At 64.0% G+C, this 15392-nt stretch carries 11 protein-coding genes; 3 read left to right on the top strand and 8 right to left on the bottom strand.

Annotated features, from left to right (window positions below; translation table 11 throughout):
• The first annotated feature begins 8 nt into the window (after positions 1-8).
• Genes ASC46_RS18095 through ASC46_RS18105 form a run of 3 tightly spaced genes read left to right on the top strand, consistent with a single transcriptional unit; the run spans position 9 to position 6155 of the window.
• A complete protein-coding gene (locus ASC46_RS18095; protein ID WP_055460700.1) occupies positions 9-1043 on the top strand; it encodes a phosphoribosyltransferase-like anti-phage protein in 1035 nt (344 codons plus the stop codon).
• Positions 1043-3196, top strand: a complete 2154-nt coding sequence (locus tag ASC46_RS20975; protein ID WP_082464900.1) for an NADAR family anti-phage protein — start codon at positions 1043-1045, stop codon at positions 3194-3196. Before ASC46_RS18095 ends, ASC46_RS20975 begins: the two co-directional genes overlap by 1 nt.
• Positions 3183-6155, top strand: coding sequence for a type I restriction endonuclease subunit R (locus tag ASC46_RS18105; RefSeq protein ID WP_055460701.1), 2973 nt, complete (start codon positions 3183-3185; stop codon positions 6153-6155). Before ASC46_RS20975 ends, ASC46_RS18105 begins: the two co-directional genes overlap by 14 nt.
• 465 nt (positions 6156-6620) lie before the next feature.
• Here the strand turns inward: ASC46_RS18105 and ASC46_RS20980 are convergent, their stop codons facing one another.
• The 8 genes from ASC46_RS20980 to ASC46_RS18150 form a co-directional block, all read right to left on the bottom strand.
• On the bottom strand, positions 6621-6836 hold the full coding sequence (locus ASC46_RS20980; protein WP_245280617.1) for a hypothetical protein: 216 nt from the start codon (positions 6834-6836) through the stop codon (positions 6621-6623).
• Positions 6837-6874: 38 nt separating this feature from the next.
• The gene (locus ASC46_RS18120) at positions 6875-7549 is read right to left on the bottom strand and encodes a YcbK family protein (protein WP_055460704.1); all 675 of its coding nucleotides are present in this window, start codon (positions 7547-7549) and stop codon (positions 6875-6877) included.
• A gap of 74 nt (positions 7550-7623) precedes the next feature.
• A complete protein-coding gene (locus ASC46_RS18125; RefSeq protein ID WP_050475407.1) occupies positions 7624-7914 on the bottom strand; it encodes a DUF6127 family protein in 291 nt (96 codons plus the stop codon).
• 18 nt (positions 7915-7932) lie between these two features.
• Complete coding sequence (locus ASC46_RS18130; RefSeq protein ID WP_055460705.1) at positions 7933-9213, bottom strand: hypothetical protein; 1281 nt, start codon at positions 9211-9213, stop codon at positions 7933-7935.
• Positions 9213-12716 (bottom strand): phage tail protein, encoded by a 3504-nt coding sequence (locus ASC46_RS18135; protein ID WP_055460706.1) that lies wholly within the window; start codon positions 12714-12716, stop codon positions 9213-9215. Before ASC46_RS18135 ends, ASC46_RS18130 begins: the two co-directional genes overlap by 1 nt.
• 6 nt (positions 12717-12722) lie before the next feature.
• Positions 12723-13187, bottom strand: a complete 465-nt coding sequence (locus tag ASC46_RS21955; RefSeq protein ID WP_082464901.1) for a C40 family peptidase — start codon at positions 13185-13187, stop codon at positions 12723-12725.
• On the bottom strand, positions 13177-14787 hold the full coding sequence (locus ASC46_RS18145) for a DUF2163 domain-containing protein (protein ID WP_055460708.1): 1611 nt from the start codon (positions 14785-14787) through the stop codon (positions 13177-13179). Before ASC46_RS18145 ends, ASC46_RS21955 begins: the two co-directional genes overlap by 11 nt.
• On the bottom strand, positions 14784-15386 hold the full coding sequence (locus tag ASC46_RS18150) for a DUF2460 domain-containing protein (protein WP_055460709.1): 603 nt from the start codon (positions 15384-15386) through the stop codon (positions 14784-14786). The genes ASC46_RS18145 and ASC46_RS18150 overlap by 4 nt, the downstream gene beginning before the upstream one ends.
• Positions 15387-15392 lie beyond the last annotated feature (6 nt).

A 15392-nucleotide genomic window follows, 5' to 3' on the forward strand; every position in this document is an offset into this window, starting at 1 on the left:
GAACGGAAATGGCTGAGCAGGACGATCTCATCGCGTCCATCGCAGCGACGACGGCCGACTATCGTGAGGCTGATGGGGAAGCCCCGACGCCAGAGCGTATCGAGCGTTGGGTCGGTCAGTTCGACGCGGCAGTTCAGCTGCCCATTCTACGGGAAATGGATCACGTCTTGAAGCGGACCTACTTCTCCCGCGATGGAACGAGAAAGTTTTTGGCGGGACTATTTCAGACCGAAAAGCTTGTCGGCGAGGATCCATGTGCCTTCTGGAAGGGCGTGAAGTTCCTCGACATTCAGGGCGGCGGCGCGAGCCAGAAGGAGATGCTCGCGCTGTTCAGCAAGGTGCTGGAGAAGCAGTGTCGGTTCGAAGCTGCCGACTGCGGCGCAGCTCCCCACGCCTTCGTGTATCTGGATGACGCCATCTTCACCGGGAACCGTGTTAGGCGCGATCTCGAAACATGGATCGCTGAGCAGGCTCCGGCCGAAGCGAAGGTGCACGTCATCACGATCGCGCTGCATAGCGGCGGCCAGTACTACGCCAATGGAAAAATCAAGGAGGCGGCAAGGGCCGCCGGAAAGTCAATCGACCTGACGTGGTGGCGCGCGATTGAGCTTGAGGACCGCAGGGCTCACACCACTACGTCCGATGTTCTACGGCCGGTCGCGATTCCAGACGACGAGGGCGTGAAAGCCTATGTCGGGGCAATGCGCTATCAGCCCAATCTGCGCACTGCGGGCCATGTCGGCGGAAACGGTATCTTCTCCAGCGATGCTGGACGCCAGCTACTGGAATCGGAGTTCCTGAAGGCGGGCGTGCGCATCCGGCAGATGTGCCCGCATCTAAACCAGTACCAGCGGCCGCTGGGCAACATGATCCTTGAAACGCTCGGTTTCGGCTCGCTGATCGTAACCTTCAGAAACTGCCCCAACAATGCGCCGCTGGCGCTGTGGGCGGGGGACCCTTGGTACCCGCTCTTCCCCCGCACAACGAACAGCGATACGTCGCTGCGCAGGTTCATGGCGATGCTGGCACAGGAAGACTTCTGATGGCCCAGCCCAGCCAGGTTCGCACATACCACCCAGCCGAGAGCGCCGTCTTCCTTAAGACGAACGAGCGCTTTGGCGGGCTGTCGAACATGGCGCCGGGCTTCCCGATTGTCCTGAACGGCGTGCGGATCCGCACGTCGGAGGCGCTCTACCAGGCCTGCCGTTTCCCGCGCCGGCCGGACGTCCAGCGGCAGATCATCGACGACCCCAGCCCAATGACCGCAAAGATGCGGAGCAAGCCGTTCCGCTCCGACACTCGGCCGGACTGGGATGCGGTGCGGGTGAAGATCATGCGCTGGTGCCTGCGCGTGAAACTGGCGCAGAACTGGCAGACCTTCGGCAAGCTGCTGCTGTCCACCGCGGACATGCCGATTGTCGAGAAGAAGGTCCGCCGCAAGGACTTCTGGGGCGCCACGGAGCAGCCGGACGGCACGCTCGTCGGCATGAACGTGCTGGGTCGCCTGCTGATGGAGCTGCGCGAGCAGCTGAAGGGCGATGAGGCGGAGAGCCTACGGTTTATCGAGCCGCTGGCCATTCCCGACTTCCTGCTGCTTGGAGAGCCCATCGAGGCCGTGCAGGCCCCGAATAATGCGCAGATTCCGGGTTGGGCCGCTCGGCGGTCGCCTGCACCCGTTGCCGCTCCGCCGCCCAGCGATCCCCAGCCATCCCTATTTGAGCAGCCGATGATTACAAACGCGCAGCCTGCGCCCGTCTCATCTCCTCCTGATCGTCGCCGAGACAATCAAGAGCCGAAGCAGCAGCTTCTATGCCGCCCCTCGGGGCACGATTGGCTTGGCGATCTCCCAAGCCAATGGGATGTGCTCAGGAGCAAGTATCTATTTCGCGAGATCGACGACCGGACCGACACGGGGACAGAAACATTGCTCTCCATGCGTCAAGCCCATGGCCTGATCCCCCACGCGAAGGTCTCAACCAAGCCAGTCACGCCGGAGGAACTCAAGGGGTATAAGCGCGTCTGCACTGGTCAGATGGTAATGAACCGCATGCAGGCCTCGAACGGCATGTTTGCTGTGGCGCGTGAGGACGGCCTGGTCAGCCCGGACTACGCGGTGTTTCAGCCGCTGCGACCGATGGAACCGGACTACTTCGTCGAACTGTTCAAGACCAACATCTACCGCGCGAAATTTCGTCAAGAGTCAAAGGGGCTAGGAACTGGTACTTCTGGATTTCTGCGGCTCTACTCGGATCGTTTTGGATCAATCCATGTACCGCAACCACCGGAATCCGAGCAGCGGAAGATTGTACAGTTCATCCGAGCTTATGATGTTCGGGTTCGCCGCCTGATCCGCAACAAGCGGCGGCTGATCGGGCTGTTGAACGAGCAGAAGCAGGCGATCATCAACCGGGCCGTCACGCGCGGCCTGAACCCCGACGCCCCGATGAAACCCACCGGCATCGACTGGATGCCCGAGGTTCCAGCGCATTGGGAGGTCAAACCGCTGAAGTGGTTCTTGACGGCAATTGTGGGCGGCTCAACCCCTCCAAGCGGTCAAGAAGACTGCTGGGACGGTGATATCGTATGGGTCACTCCTGAAGATATCAGCAGAAATGCTCGGCTATCGTCATCGAGGCGAACGATCACGCAGAAGGGATTGTCGGCTTGCTCTACATCGTTGGTCCCTCCAGGTAGCGTCGTTATCACCTCCCGGGCACCGGTTGGAAATGTTTCTATTGCGGAGGTGGAGCTTGCCACCAACCAAGGCTGCAAGGCACTTGTGCCAAACGCCGAGGCAATCGATACCCAATTCCTGTTTGAATTGATGCGTATTCTTAAGCCAGAGCTGCAGAGCCTGGCGACTGGCACCACTTTTACAGAGATATCAACATCCCGATTGGGGCGCGTGAAAGTAGGAGCTCCGAGCGTCGCCGAGCAAAAAACGGTTATCGATTGGGTTCGCAATGAGACTCGCGACCTGGAGCGGGCAATCGAAAAAGCTGGTCAGGAAATAGCTCTCATCAATGAATACCGTGAGCGACTGATTGCCGACGTCGTTACCGGCAAGCTGGACGTGCGCCACATTGAGATCGTTGCACCGGCAGACGAGCCGATTGCCGACGAGGATGACTCACTGGACGACGTGTTGGAAGACGGCGATGCCGAAGCGATGGAGGGGGCCGATGCCGACGACTGACACCAGTGAAAAAGGCCTCGAAGCCCTGATTGTCCGTTCGCTGATCGACGAGGCCGGTTATGCCGCGGGCGACTCGACGGATTTCGACCGGGACCACGCTCTTGATGTCGCAAAGCTGTTCGACTTCCTGAACGCTACGCAGCCAGAGGCTGTGGAGGCGCTGGGGATCGGCGTGGACGGCCCGAAGCGCCTGCAATTCCTGCATCGGCTGCAGGGTGAGATCGCCAAGCGCGGTGTTATCGATGTGCTGCGGGGCGGCGTGAAGCACGGCCCGGGCTCGGTGGAACTGTTCTATGGCACGCCCACGCCGGGGAACGCGAAGGCCGAAGCGCTGTTCGCCGCCAACGTCTTCAGCGTCACCCGCCAACTGCACTATTCCAAGGACGCGACCAAGCTATCGCTGGATCTGGTCCTGTTCATCAACGGCCTGCCCATCGCCACGTTCGAGTTGAAGAACAGCCTGACCAAGCAGACGGTCGAGGACGGGGTTCAGCAGTACAAGCGCGACCGCGATCCGAAGGAGCTGCTGTTCCAGTTCGGCCGCTGCGTCGTCCATTTCGCCGTGGACGACCACGAGGTGCGGATGTGCACGCACCTGAAGGGAAAGGCGTCCTGGTTCCTGCCGTTCAACAAGGGCTGGAACGATGGCGCGGGCAACCCGCCGAACCCTCACGGGCTGAAGACCGACTACCTCTGGAAGGAATACCTGACGAAGCGGAACCTCACCGACATTCTGGAAAACTACGCCCAGGTGGTCGAGGAGGTCGACGAGCGCGGCAAGAAGAAGCCGCCCAAGCAGGTCTTCCCGCGCTTCCATCAGCTGGACGTGGTGCGCAAGCTGCTGGCCGACGCCGAAGCCAAGGGGGCGGGCAAGCGCTACCTGATCCAGCATTCGGCCGGTTCGGGCAAGAGCAACTCGATTGCCTGGCTCGCCCACCAACTGATCGGGCTGGAGACCGGCGGCAAGACGACCTTCGACTCCGTCATCGTGGTCACCGACCGCCGTGTTCTCGACAAGCAAATCCGCGATACGATCAAACAGTTCGCGCAGGTATCATCCGTGGTGGGACACGCCGAAAAGTCTGGCGACCTGCGGGCCTTCCTGAAGGCCGGCAAGAAGATCATCATCACAACGGTCCAGAAGTTCCCCTTCATCCTCGACGAGATCGGCGACGAGCATCGCGGGCGAACCTTCGCCATCATCATCGACGAGGCTCATTCCAGTCAGGGTGGCCGGACCGCAGCGAAGATGAACATCGCGCTCGCCGCGAATGGCGCCGAGGAGGAAGAGGAGACGGTCGAGGACGCTATCAACCGTCTGATGGAGGCGCGGAAGGTGCTGCCGAACGCCAGCTATTTCGCGTTCACCGCCACGCCAAAGAACAAGACCCTGGAGGTTTTCGGTGCGCCGGTCCCGCAAGGGGACAAGATCAAGCACGTACCCTTCCACAGCTACACGATGAAGCAGGCGATTCAGGAGGGCTTCATCCTCGACGTGCTGAAACACTACACGCCGGTCGACAGCTATTATCGGCTTATGAAGACGGTGGAGGACGACCCCAAGTTCGACACCAAGCGGGCACAGAAAAAGCTGCGCAAGTATGTGGAATCCCATGACCACGCGATCCGCAAGAAAGCCGAGATCATGGTCGATCACTTCCACGACCAGGTCATGGCGTATCGCAAGATCGGCGGCGCGGCCCGGGCGATGGTCATCACCAACGGGATTCAGCGCGCAATCCAGTACTTCCACGCGTTCCAGGAATATCTGAAGGAACGCAAGAGCCCCTATCAAGCCATCGTCGCCTTTTCGGGGGAGCATGAATACGGCGGCCAGAAGGTCACTGAAGCGACCTTGAACGGCTTTCCAAGCAGCCAGATCGAGGAGCTGATCCAGAAGGACCCGTACCGGTTCCTGATTGTCGCGGACAAGTTCCAGACCGGCTATGACGAGCCGCTGCTGCACACGATGTATGTGGACAAGACGCTGTCCGGCGTGAAGGCGGTGCAAACGTTGTCGCGCTTGAACCGGGCGCATCCACAAAAGCACGACACCTTCGTGCTGGATTTCATGAACGATTTCGAGGCCATCAAGACGTCGTTCGAGCCCTATTACCGGACCACGATCCTCAGCGAGGAAACCGACCCAAACAAGCTGCACGATCTGAAGGCCGCGCTGGATGGCTACCAGGTCTATGCATGGGACCAGGTGGAGGACCTGGTGGCGCTCTACCTCGGCGGAGCGGACCGGGACAAGCTCGACCCGATTCTCGATGCCTGTGTTGCCGTCTACAAGACCGACCTCGATGAGGATGGGCAGGTCGATTTCAAGGGCAAGGCGAAGGCGTTCACGAGGACATACGGCTTCTTGGCCGCGATCCTCCCCTACAGCAATGCGGATTGGGAGAAGCTATCCATCTTCCTCAACTTCCTGACGCCCAAGCTGCCGGCGCCTGAGGAGCGGGACCTGTCCAAGGGGATCCTTGAAGCGATCGACATGGACAGCTACCGCGTCGAAGCCCAGGCAACCATGGCCATCGTGCTGCCGGACGCGGACGCCGAAATCGGACCGGTCCCTACTGCTGGCGGCGGTCGCAAACTCGAGCCCGAGCTCGATCTGTTGAGCAACATCCTCAAGACGTTCAACGAGATGTTCGGCAACATCGACTGGAAGGACCGGGACAAAATCGGGAAGGTCATCGCGGAGGAGCTTCCGGCTAAGGTGTCGGCCGACAAGGCGTATCAGAACGCCATGAAGAACTCGGACAAGCAGAACGCGCGCATCGAGCACGACAAGGCGCTTGAACGTGCCGTGATCGAACTGCTGTCCGACCACACGGAACTGTTCAAGCAGTTCAGCGACAACCCCTCGTTCAAGAAGTGGCTTTCCGAGACGATCTTCGCGGCAACCTATGCGGACACTGCGTCAAAAGCCAGCTCGGCTTCTATTGGCAGTTGAACCAGCGCATGGCGGTTTGGATCAGATGATCATGATCCACGCTTGTGGCCTCTTGGTAGAACGCGTCGATCTCTTGCTGCGAGAGGCCCGCTTCTTTTGCGGCCCGTCGGCACAAGCCAAGGATCATGAAGGCATTGCTGTCATGTCCAGTCAGCTGGACTGTTATGTTGGGATACTTGGGGGGCATTGACCGGCTCCTCCAGCGCAGTGGACACGACGCCTAGAACGCTCGTTTCTTCATTATTATCAACAGGATAAGGCGCTTTTGGTTCGCGCTTTTCCCATTGCCGTGTTTAAGGGCTTCGGCCGCGACAACTTCGCGCCTGATCCCGCATGACGCTGTAGTCGGCAAGCATTTCGGCGAGAGCCGACCCCTCCGGCAGCAGATCGAGCTCGTCGGCTGCGCGCGCCTGGAACTCGCGGCTATACTCGACAACGGGTGGGCAGATGGTCGTGATGCGAAGATCAGAAGCGACCGTCGCGCAGCCGGTCAGCGAGATCGTTACGATCACGAGGACGGCGAGCCGCCGCATCGAGCATCTGGCGTTGGACGTCATTGGTCTTCTCCGAGGTTTCGAGGCGTTCGGCGAGGCGTCCCGCTCGCTCGCCGGAGCGCCGGAGTGTGAGCAGGAACAGGCAGACCGCGAGTGCGATGGCGCCGTAGCGCAGGGCTGTCCGCACCTAGGGGCTGGTAGCGATCCCGGTGAACAGAGCGACGATCATCGACGCCCCCGCTTCCAGTCGTCGATGCGGGCGTAGATCGTCACGGCGACGCCCGCGAGCGCCACGGCGATGAACACCCAGCGCAGGGTGTCGAGGTGGGGCACGAGCGGCAGGATCGCGGTCTGGGTCTCCGCCAGAACGCTCTGCGCCACCTCGACACCCGCGGCGCCCAGCGTGGCCACGCCAGCTGCGCCGCTGCCCTTCATCGTGCGGCTGTCTGCCAGGACCTCCCGCACGGGCGCCGTTTCCGCGGCGAACGCCGTCGCCCGCACCGGGAAACGCTCGCCCCATTGCCGAGCCGGGCCGAGATCGATGTGCATGAAGCCCGAGCGCGGATAGTAGCCGAAGCCGAGGAAGCCGACGGCTCGGGCGGCGGCCTCGAAAGCCACCGGATCGTGGTTCGCCATGGCGATGTCGAAGGCCGTGCCGTCCATGTGCTTCGAGCGCGGCGCGCCGCCGACGGCCCGATTGTGCGCCGGACTGCGGTAGGCCGAACGGACGATGAGGGGCTTGCCAAGCCGATCGCGCAGCGCCTGGAGCTTGTCGAGCGCATCTTCGTTGATCCGCAGGGAGCCGCTGCCTCGGCAGGCGATCTCGGCGGGGGAGAAATTCTTCCAGCGCCACGAGCGCTCGGGCACATCGCGCCAGTGTTTGTAGGTCATTGTCGTCATGGCAGGTCTCCAGGCACAAAAAAGCCCGCTCCTCGACGAGGGCGGGCGGTGGTCTGATGGGTCGGGCGGATGGGTTAAGGCGTCGGTCCGAAGAGCTTCAGCTTGATGGCGATGCCGGCCATCAGGGCGAGCAGGACGCCGGTGGTGATCAGCCGCACGGCGGTCTGGACGGCCGTCTGTTTCGCGAGCCGGAAACCCGCGAGCAACGAGCGAAGATCACGGATGTCCTCGGCGGCATCCTGGCCATCGAGGCCGACCTCATGCAGGGCGCGCCGCGCACCCGTCTCGGCCGCGCGCTCCAGCAGGGCTTCAAACTCGGCGGCCGGCAGCGCGATCAGCGCCCCGCTTTCTGGTTCCTTGTCCATGACGCAATCCGGGAGTGATCAGAGGACCAGCGAGCCGGCCAGCGTGAACCCGATCCCGGCGAGCGTGGCGTCGGGTGTCGATGGCGCGACCACGCTGAGCACCTGGCCGGGCTCCAGCACGGTGTCGCTGGCGGCGATGAAGGTGGCGCTCGTAGCGGCGGCGGCGAAGCGCATGGTGGCGCTGCTCACGCCATCGACCCGGATGTCGAAATCCGCACTCGCGGTTGCCGCGGCCTCGGCGCTGGCATGGCTTCCGGCAAGATCGATCTTCAGCCGGGTGCGCCGCGCCACTGGGACCCGTGCGATCACCTCGTCCGCTGCCGGCTGCCCGGCCTTGTAGCCGCTGATGTCGGCCGGGGGATCGGCCGCATCCGCGGTCTCGACAACCTCGATGGCCAGCCACGTGCGCTCGAGGCCACGCAGCTCCCCGGCAGTGCCGACATAGACGGCCAGCTCGAACCAGTCACCCTCCGACACCGGCAGGACGGCGCTCGACAGGTTGCGCATCTGGTTGGAGTAGCCGCTGTCGCCGCGGACGATGACGGCGCCGCCGCCCGGCACGCTGTTTCCGTTCTTGCGCACCTCGACCAGCTGATTGGTCGGCGAGGTCTGCCACTCGATGTTGCCGATAATCCGTACCTTCGTCACCCCGGCTGGAATGGTCAGGCGGGAGGGCTGGCCGGCATCCCAGAATGCGTCGCTGTCGTACTCGGCGCTTTGCCAGGGCACGGCGACGTAGACGTTGGTCGTCGCGACGCTGAAATTGGTCGAGCGTCGCAGCAGCGCGCCCCGGAAGGGCAGCAGGGCGCGGTTGAAGATGCCGACGCCTGTGGCGCCCCACGCAGCGCCATCGAACTGGAGGACGTCGCCGTTGGCGGCGCCGGCGATGGAGACGTCGGTGAGATCGCCCAATGCACCAGCGCCACCGCCGACCCTGAAGAGATCGCTGCCATCGCCCTGAACCAGCACCGTCGCGCTAGGGACGATGACGACCTCTGCGCCGGAGCCCGCATATTTGGCGCGAACGTCCTGGCCGCCATTGGTGGCGTTTCGGATCGCGAGCCGCCGTTGATTGGCGGGCAGCGTCAGGGTCCGCGATGCCGTCAGCGTACCGGTGAGGATGATGAGGCCATTACGGTTGGCTTGGGTGCCAGTCAGCGTCAGGTTGGCGTCGGCCATCGCTACCGACAGTGCCTGGTTCATAGCGTTGTCGAGGGCATCGACCGCGTCGTTGATCGTTACCTCTTTCTGGTTCTGGGCGGCCGCGACATGGGTCACGGCCAGATTGGGGCTGGGCATCAGTTGAACTCCAATGTGACGGTGCGCGGGAAGCCGCGGCCCGCGACGGCGCTGATCTGGAAGACGGTGACGGTCAGGGACGACGGGACCGCACCGAAGTCGGCGAGGATGTCGGCATTGGCGTAGACGACGTTTGGGCTCGTCGCGGTGAGCGTCCGCTTCACCGCGCCGCCAGGGGCGGAGAGGATGTCGATCTCGTAGGTTTCGGAGGTCTCGCCGAGCGGCACGAGGCCGGTGCCGTCCTTCAACTCGCCGCCGATCCGGGTCCGCCGGACCCAGGAGAGACTGATGTTGACCGGATTGCCGGTCAGAGCCGCCTGCACGTTCCAGGGTGCATAGGGCTTGAGGTCCCGGCCGGTATGGCTGGAGACCAACGTTTCCGCATCCTCGAAGATCGTGCCGAACCCAACAGCCCTCCAGGACCGGGGGAGCTCGAGATCGCCGAGCGAGGTGACCATGGTCTCGACATCGTCGGGGTCGAGGAGGACAAACAACTCACCGGCCTCGTGCCCATCCACGAAGACATCGGTGCCACGTCGACCACGCAAAAGCCCGGACAGGGTGTAGGAGCCGTCCGGGTTCAGCGCCACGTCGCGGAACTGGATGATCTCGGGCTCACCGTTGGCCTTGAGGACGAGGGCCGCGTTGGCGCCGCTGAGCATCGAGTCCTGTGTGACGCTCTCCAGCCGTTCACCGCCGGTGGTCATGAATACCGTGAGGCTGTTCGTCTCATCGGTCGCGAACGGGGATGTCGGCCTGCCGAGGGCATTCGCCGTGGCGCCCCAGGCCGTCTCGCTCAGGGATCGACCGACCTGCGCCCACCCCGTGCCGTCGACGCTGCGGTAGAGAGAGGCACCGGGCCAGCCCGGGCCTCCAAAGCCGCCCATGAGGTAGTAGATCCGCGACCCCGACCCGCCGGTGTCATCGGTATCGCGCAGCAGCGGAAGGTCCAGCAGGATCAGCCGCGTCGCGGCCTGACTGCCGACGAGCTGTACCGGTTTGCCGGAGCCGCCATCGGCAGCCACGTTGGAGACGTAGGTGGCGGCAGCTTCAGAGACTCCCTTCACCGCGAGCGAGAAATCCGCCCCGACATCGAGACGGGTGATGCGGGTCCGGAAGGTCGAGCCCGACTCGAAGACCACGTCCACGACATCGGTCGGATCGAGGCGCAGCCAGTCGGCCGGTAGTTCTGCTTCGTACGCGCTGCGTTCGATCCAGGCGCTGTAGAGCGTCTTGGCGGCGATCTGCTTGGCCGTCGTCGCGTCCAGCGCAAGGGCTAGCTCTACGCTGGACTGGTTGCGCGAATGCATGGTCGGCAGCGGCAGGGATGTGCGCTTTTCGCTCTGCGTGCCCTGCTGGTAGTCGGCGCCGCGATCCATGTAGACGACGCTGACGCGTTCCGGCAGCTCGACCTCCTGCGTGCGACGCTCACGCCAGCTTTCGCCGGTCCGCTCATCCAGCGGCAGCAGAAGATCCGCGTCGATGGTCGCGGCGGGCGGTCGTCCCCGCGTCCGGAACCGCAGGGCATCGTCGCTTTCCGCAGCGTCGAAGAAATAGGCCTGCGCCAGCGGCTCGATCGCGCCTCGCACGGTGGTCTGCCGCCCGATGACATAGCCGGGAACCGTCGCCCCGAGATCGGCGACGTCTATGTCGGACAGACCAAGGCCGGCACGGGCGCAAAGGTCGGAGACGATGCCGGAGAGCGTCTCTCCACCACCGCCGCCGCGATTGAGGAAGAGCTTCACCCAGCCTTGGCTGCCGCGGACCAGATGCGTGTCGGTGACGGCATCGTAAACCTGAGCACCGCCTTCGCTGACCGCACCCGGCCAGATCTCATTGAGAACAAGAGCGCCTGTGGCGGTGTCCAGCTGGATAACGCGCGTGCTCCGCATCAGCGTCCAACGCTGCCCGCGCAGGCGGCTCTGACCGTAGTAGGGCCCTTCGTAGTTGATCTGGATCGGAACGACCGTCTTCCAGACGATGCCGGTGTCGCTGCGCCATTTCAGCGTATAGATCCCGCCGGGCGATCCCCCGTTCGAGATGCGCGCCTGAAAGATGACGCTGTCGTCGGTCGTGTCGTAGGAGAGCCCGCCCGCGCTGCCGTAGAAGCCGGTGGCGCCGCTCTCGAAGTCCGACGGCGAGAAGGCGGCGACCTTCTCGAAGGTGACGCCGAGGGATTGGCCGGTGAGGCCGTCGTACCCTGCCAGCGCGGAGACCCGCAGGCGATAGAGGCCGAGGCTTCCATGGTTCGTGCTCGTCCCGCTGCCGAGGACCCAGCCATCCCCGAAGCCTTCGCCGACCGCACCACCAATGACGCCCCGAACGCGAGGCTCGGTGACGCTCTGCCCGGCACCCCATACATAGCCCATGGTGTCGGCGCGGATGAGTCCGACATCGTCGAAGAGCGATCCGGTGAGAACGAAGTCGACCCGGCCAGAGGGGCCGTAAGCGGAGACCATCCCCATCCATGTCGTGGCGACGAACCGCAGGGTCGAATTGGTCAGGCCGCTGCTGGTGGAGCCGAATCGGCCGACTTCCTTGAGCGCGTTCGGTTCGATGCGCAGGATCGGTCGTGAGTTGCTCGATCCGGTCACGACATAGAGGTGGCCGTCCTCGCCGCAGAACAGCGTGCTCGGGAAGTTGTTCGGCGTGACGCCCGTGATGTCCGTCATCCGCGCCTGCCGGTCTTCTTTCATGGTCCGTAGGCTGAAGCGGCGGATCCCGGCCTCGGCGGCGTTGACGTCGCTGTCCAGGAAGTAGCCGTATCCGCGCCGCCAATCGACGGTCAGGTCGTCGATCTGGTAGGTGCCGAAATATCCGCCTTCGCCCGTCGTGATGAAATCGAGCAGCTGGTAGGGCTGCTGAGCCGCCCGCTGGTAGGTGATCTCGGCCGTGATGTTCGGGATGCGGTTCCCGAAGTCCGCGAGCGCCAGGTCTTCGAAGACGATGGTGGCGAGACCCCGATGGGCGGGTGCACGGCCCGCGCCGACGTGCATTTCGATCAGCGGATCGGCCAGCTGATCCTCCGCCCCGGAATGGAAACGGAACTTGAGATCCGGTTTGGCGACGTCGGGGCTCGCGCCGGTCTTGTCGTAGATGAGTTTGCCGTCCGCCCAGATCCGAAGCACGTCCTCGGCCGGCCCTTCGCCGAAGCTGAGGGCGAAGGACGCGAAGTAGGAGTACGTGACCGAGGTCTGGGTGGCTCCGCCGCCGCCCTTGCCGCCCGAGCGGGTCCGGGTGACGTTCTGCTGCTCACGGATGCCGGAGGACCAGATCATGTTGCCGGCCATGCGCAAGGTGCCGTAGCCGATGGCGATCGATGCGCCATAGGCGGACGAGGAAACGGTCAGGTCTCCGAGTCGGGGGCCTTCGGTGGTGACGTTCTGCCCCTTGGCCGGAAACAAGAGGCTGCCGACCACAGAGCCGACGAGCCAGCCGGCTTGCCAGCCGAGGCCGACCGCGGAGCCGAGCGCGGCTCCGCCCACTGCGACGAGAATGGCCATGGGAGGTCAGGTTCCTGGAGAGCGAAAGCGAAACGCGAACTTGATCTTGGCCGGCCATTCGCCGGCATAGGGTTCCTCGATCACCTGCCTGCGCGTGGCGTGCGCGTGCAGGAGATGCGGCCGTCCGAGCCGTTCCGTCAGAAAGCCGCAATGGCAGGGATAAGCCTGATCAGCGAAGACGAGGACGTCACCGGGCTTCGCTTGTGTGACGGCAATGCCGTCCATGTGCCCGCGAAAGTGCTCGACGAAGCCCTGTCCCTGCGCGCGGCGCCCATAGGCCGTGCTGTCGTGGTCGGCGAGTTCGAGCGCCCGCGCGACAAGGACCACGAGCCCCGCGCAATCAACACCGGCGCGGCTTCGCCCCTGGTGTCGCCAGGGAACACCCAGCCATGTTCGCGCTTCGGCGACAATCGCATCGGCCAGATCCCCCATCGCGGTGGCGGTCGCTGATGGTGGGCGGTCAGCGTGCATCGGGATAGCTCATCATGGCATCCTGGCCCGGCACGTAGGGTTCGCCGCGAAAGTTCAGGACGTTGGCGAAGCGGTCGATGCAGGTGTCGAGCCGCTTGTCGCAGCCGGGATGAACGCGGAAGGCGTCGTCGGATGAGATCGCGTATCCCATCGGCAGGAACAGCTCGATCCGCCCGCTGCCTTGGGTCCAGCCCTTGACCTCGGTGGAACGACCGGCATTGGCGCCGGTCTCCCAGGTCAGCACACCTTCAGCAAACCAGCCATCAACCGCTCGTGGTTCATCGAGCGTGGCATTGAAGACCGCCCGGTCAGTGACTGCCGTCACGATGCCCGACCGGCTCCAGGCTTCCTCGGCCTCGAAAACCGCGCCACCATCGGCGGTTTGCGCGCCGACATTGGTGTCGAAACTCGGTGGCTCGGACGCGGTCGTTCCGGCGGTCACGCACCGATAGACGCGGTTCTCGAAATCCGCGGAAGTCGGTACTGATGCCGTCGTGTCCGTGATCGTCGCCACGACGGCGTCGAAGGCCGCGTTCGACTGGCTGCCGGCCGCGAGCTGGTGGAGGAGCCGGAAGCGGAGAAATCTGGTTCCCACCGGCAGCTGGGCCATCGAGATGCCCCGCTGAACCCAGCTGTCTTCGGGCAGGATCACCTCGAAGCCCGTGTCGAGAAGGGTTGAGAGCAGGTTCGACGAGCCGTCCAGAGCTTCGACGACGACTCGCCCCAAGTCGTCCGGGAACGAATTCGCCCGGCTCACTGCTGCGTCCAGCCGGTAGGCGTCTCCGTCGATCTGCAGTGGATCCAGACCCGATGCGACTAGGTCGATGGATTGGGTCAGCTCCCCCGATGCCGAGCTTCCGCCTTCCAGGTAGAAGCTGCCAGCAGCGGGCGTCAGGCTGCCATTGCCGGCGTCATGCACGTCCCAGTCGCCGGACACCTTCGTCCATCCGGTGGGCGTAAAGCTGGAGCCGTCGCCGGCGCCATCCGCCTCGAAGCTGCCGTTGACGACCGGCAGCGGGAAACTGACCGGCGTGCCGGTCGTGCGCACGCGCACCACGTCACCGAGGATGTACGCCGTCGATCGGGCGATTTCTGGCGGATTGACCGGCACCTTGCAGCGATGATCTCCGAGATCGGCGCGGCATTCCGGGCTGTAGAGTTCGCCGATGCGTTGCTGCAGCGCTTGGGTCATGCCGCGCAGTTCGGTCCGGAAAATGCCCTGCTCGGTCAGCACGACCTCGCCGAACCAGCCGCGGCGCATCCGAAGCGCGCCCATGCCGGGGGCCGCCCAGTTGACCAGGAAGATCCGCACCTCGGCCTGATCGAAGAGACCCGCGCGCAGTTCCTCCTCGGTGATCGAGGCGCTGTCGAAGACGCCCTCGACGTCGAGATTGTCGACGCTCAGGCTCGCATCATTGGCGATGGCCGTGCGCGAATAGCCGGAACTCGCCTTGTAGACCTTGCCCTCGAACGGCAGATCCCGGTCGTGGTCGGTGAAGAAGAACTCCTTGCCGTCGATACGCGAAATACGCCAGCAAGTGGCGAGCGTCGTCACCGGTCCGGCGAGGTGCGCCGCGAGGGCTGCCGAGGTCGATTTCATGGTCTGATCTCCAGCACCGGGATCTGGCCCCAACTGCCGAGCTGATAGGTTTCGATGGTGAGGTCCATCTGATCGCTGTCGAAGCGGACGGGCACGTCGAACTCGAAGTCCGCCGTCACCTGCACGCCGGATGCGGGGGCGACGGTGAATGTGACGAGCCCGGTCGCCGTGTCGACGCTCCAGCCCGAGACCGCCTCGACGCCGTCGCGGTAGATCTTCACCGTTCCGGGAACGGGCTTGGTGATGATCCGGGTCTCGACCTCGCCGCCGCTGGCGTAGGTCTTCACGAGCTGGAACGTCTTGGTCACGCCGTCGCCTTGACCGAGCAGCTGGGCAAGCGCTTGGTAGTCGGTCCAGTCCTTGAAGCGGAAACCGTAGGCACGCCCGCGTCGCGCGCGAAAGAAGGCGATGAGGGCGGCCACCTGATCGCGTTTTTTCAGGCCGTGTGCCACGTTCCATTTGCCCCGCGCGGCGGCCCAGTTGGCGTTGCGCCGCTCGTGTCCCGAAACGGTCGTCACCACGGTGGTCGAGTAGCCGGGGCCGCCGGACGCCCCGTAGGAGATGTCCGGCGGGAACTGAACTTCGTGAAAGCCGCTCATCTGTCG

The organism is Chelatococcus sambhunathii (genome assembly GCF_001418005.1).
Lineage (GTDB): Bacteria > Pseudomonadota > Alphaproteobacteria > Rhizobiales > Beijerinckiaceae > Chelatococcus_A > Chelatococcus_A sambhunathii.

What these genes read in the sequence shown, in the direction of transcription:
- ASC46_RS18145 (WP_055460708.1), bottom strand. Translation starts at nt 14,787, where the DNA reads ATGAAATCGACCTCGGCAGCCCTCGCGGCGCACCTCGCCGGACCGGTG.
- ASC46_RS21955 (WP_082464901.1), bottom strand. Translation starts at nt 13,187, where the DNA reads ATGCACGCTGACCGCCCACCATCAGCGACCGCCACCGCGATGGGGGAT.
- ASC46_RS18105 (WP_055460701.1), top strand. Translation starts at nt 3,183, where the DNA reads ATGCCGACGACTGACACCAGTGAAAAAGGCCTCGAAGCCCTGATTGTC.
- ASC46_RS18125 (WP_050475407.1), bottom strand. Translation starts at nt 7,914, where the DNA reads ATGGACAAGGAACCAGAAAGCGGGGCGCTGATCGCGCTGCCGGCCGCC.
- ASC46_RS18095 (WP_055460700.1), top strand. Translation starts at nt 9, where the DNA reads ATGGCTGAGCAGGACGATCTCATCGCGTCCATCGCAGCGACGACGGCC.
- ASC46_RS18130 (WP_055460705.1), bottom strand. Translation starts at nt 9,213, where the DNA reads ATGCCCAGCCCCAATCTGGCCGTGACCCATGTCGCGGCCGCCCAGAAC.
- ASC46_RS18135 (WP_055460706.1), bottom strand. Translation starts at nt 12,716, where the DNA reads ATGGCCATTCTCGTCGCAGTGGGCGGAGCCGCGCTCGGCTCCGCGGTC.
- ASC46_RS18150 (WP_055460709.1), bottom strand. Translation starts at nt 15,386, where the DNA reads ATGAGCGGCTTTCACGAAGTTCAGTTCCCGCCGGACATCTCCTACGGG.
- ASC46_RS20975 (WP_082464900.1), top strand. Translation starts at nt 1,043, where the DNA reads ATGGCCCAGCCCAGCCAGGTTCGCACATACCACCCAGCCGAGAGCGCC.
- ASC46_RS18120 (WP_055460704.1), bottom strand. Translation starts at nt 7,549, where the DNA reads ATGACGACAATGACCTACAAACACTGGCGCGATGTGCCCGAGCGCTCG.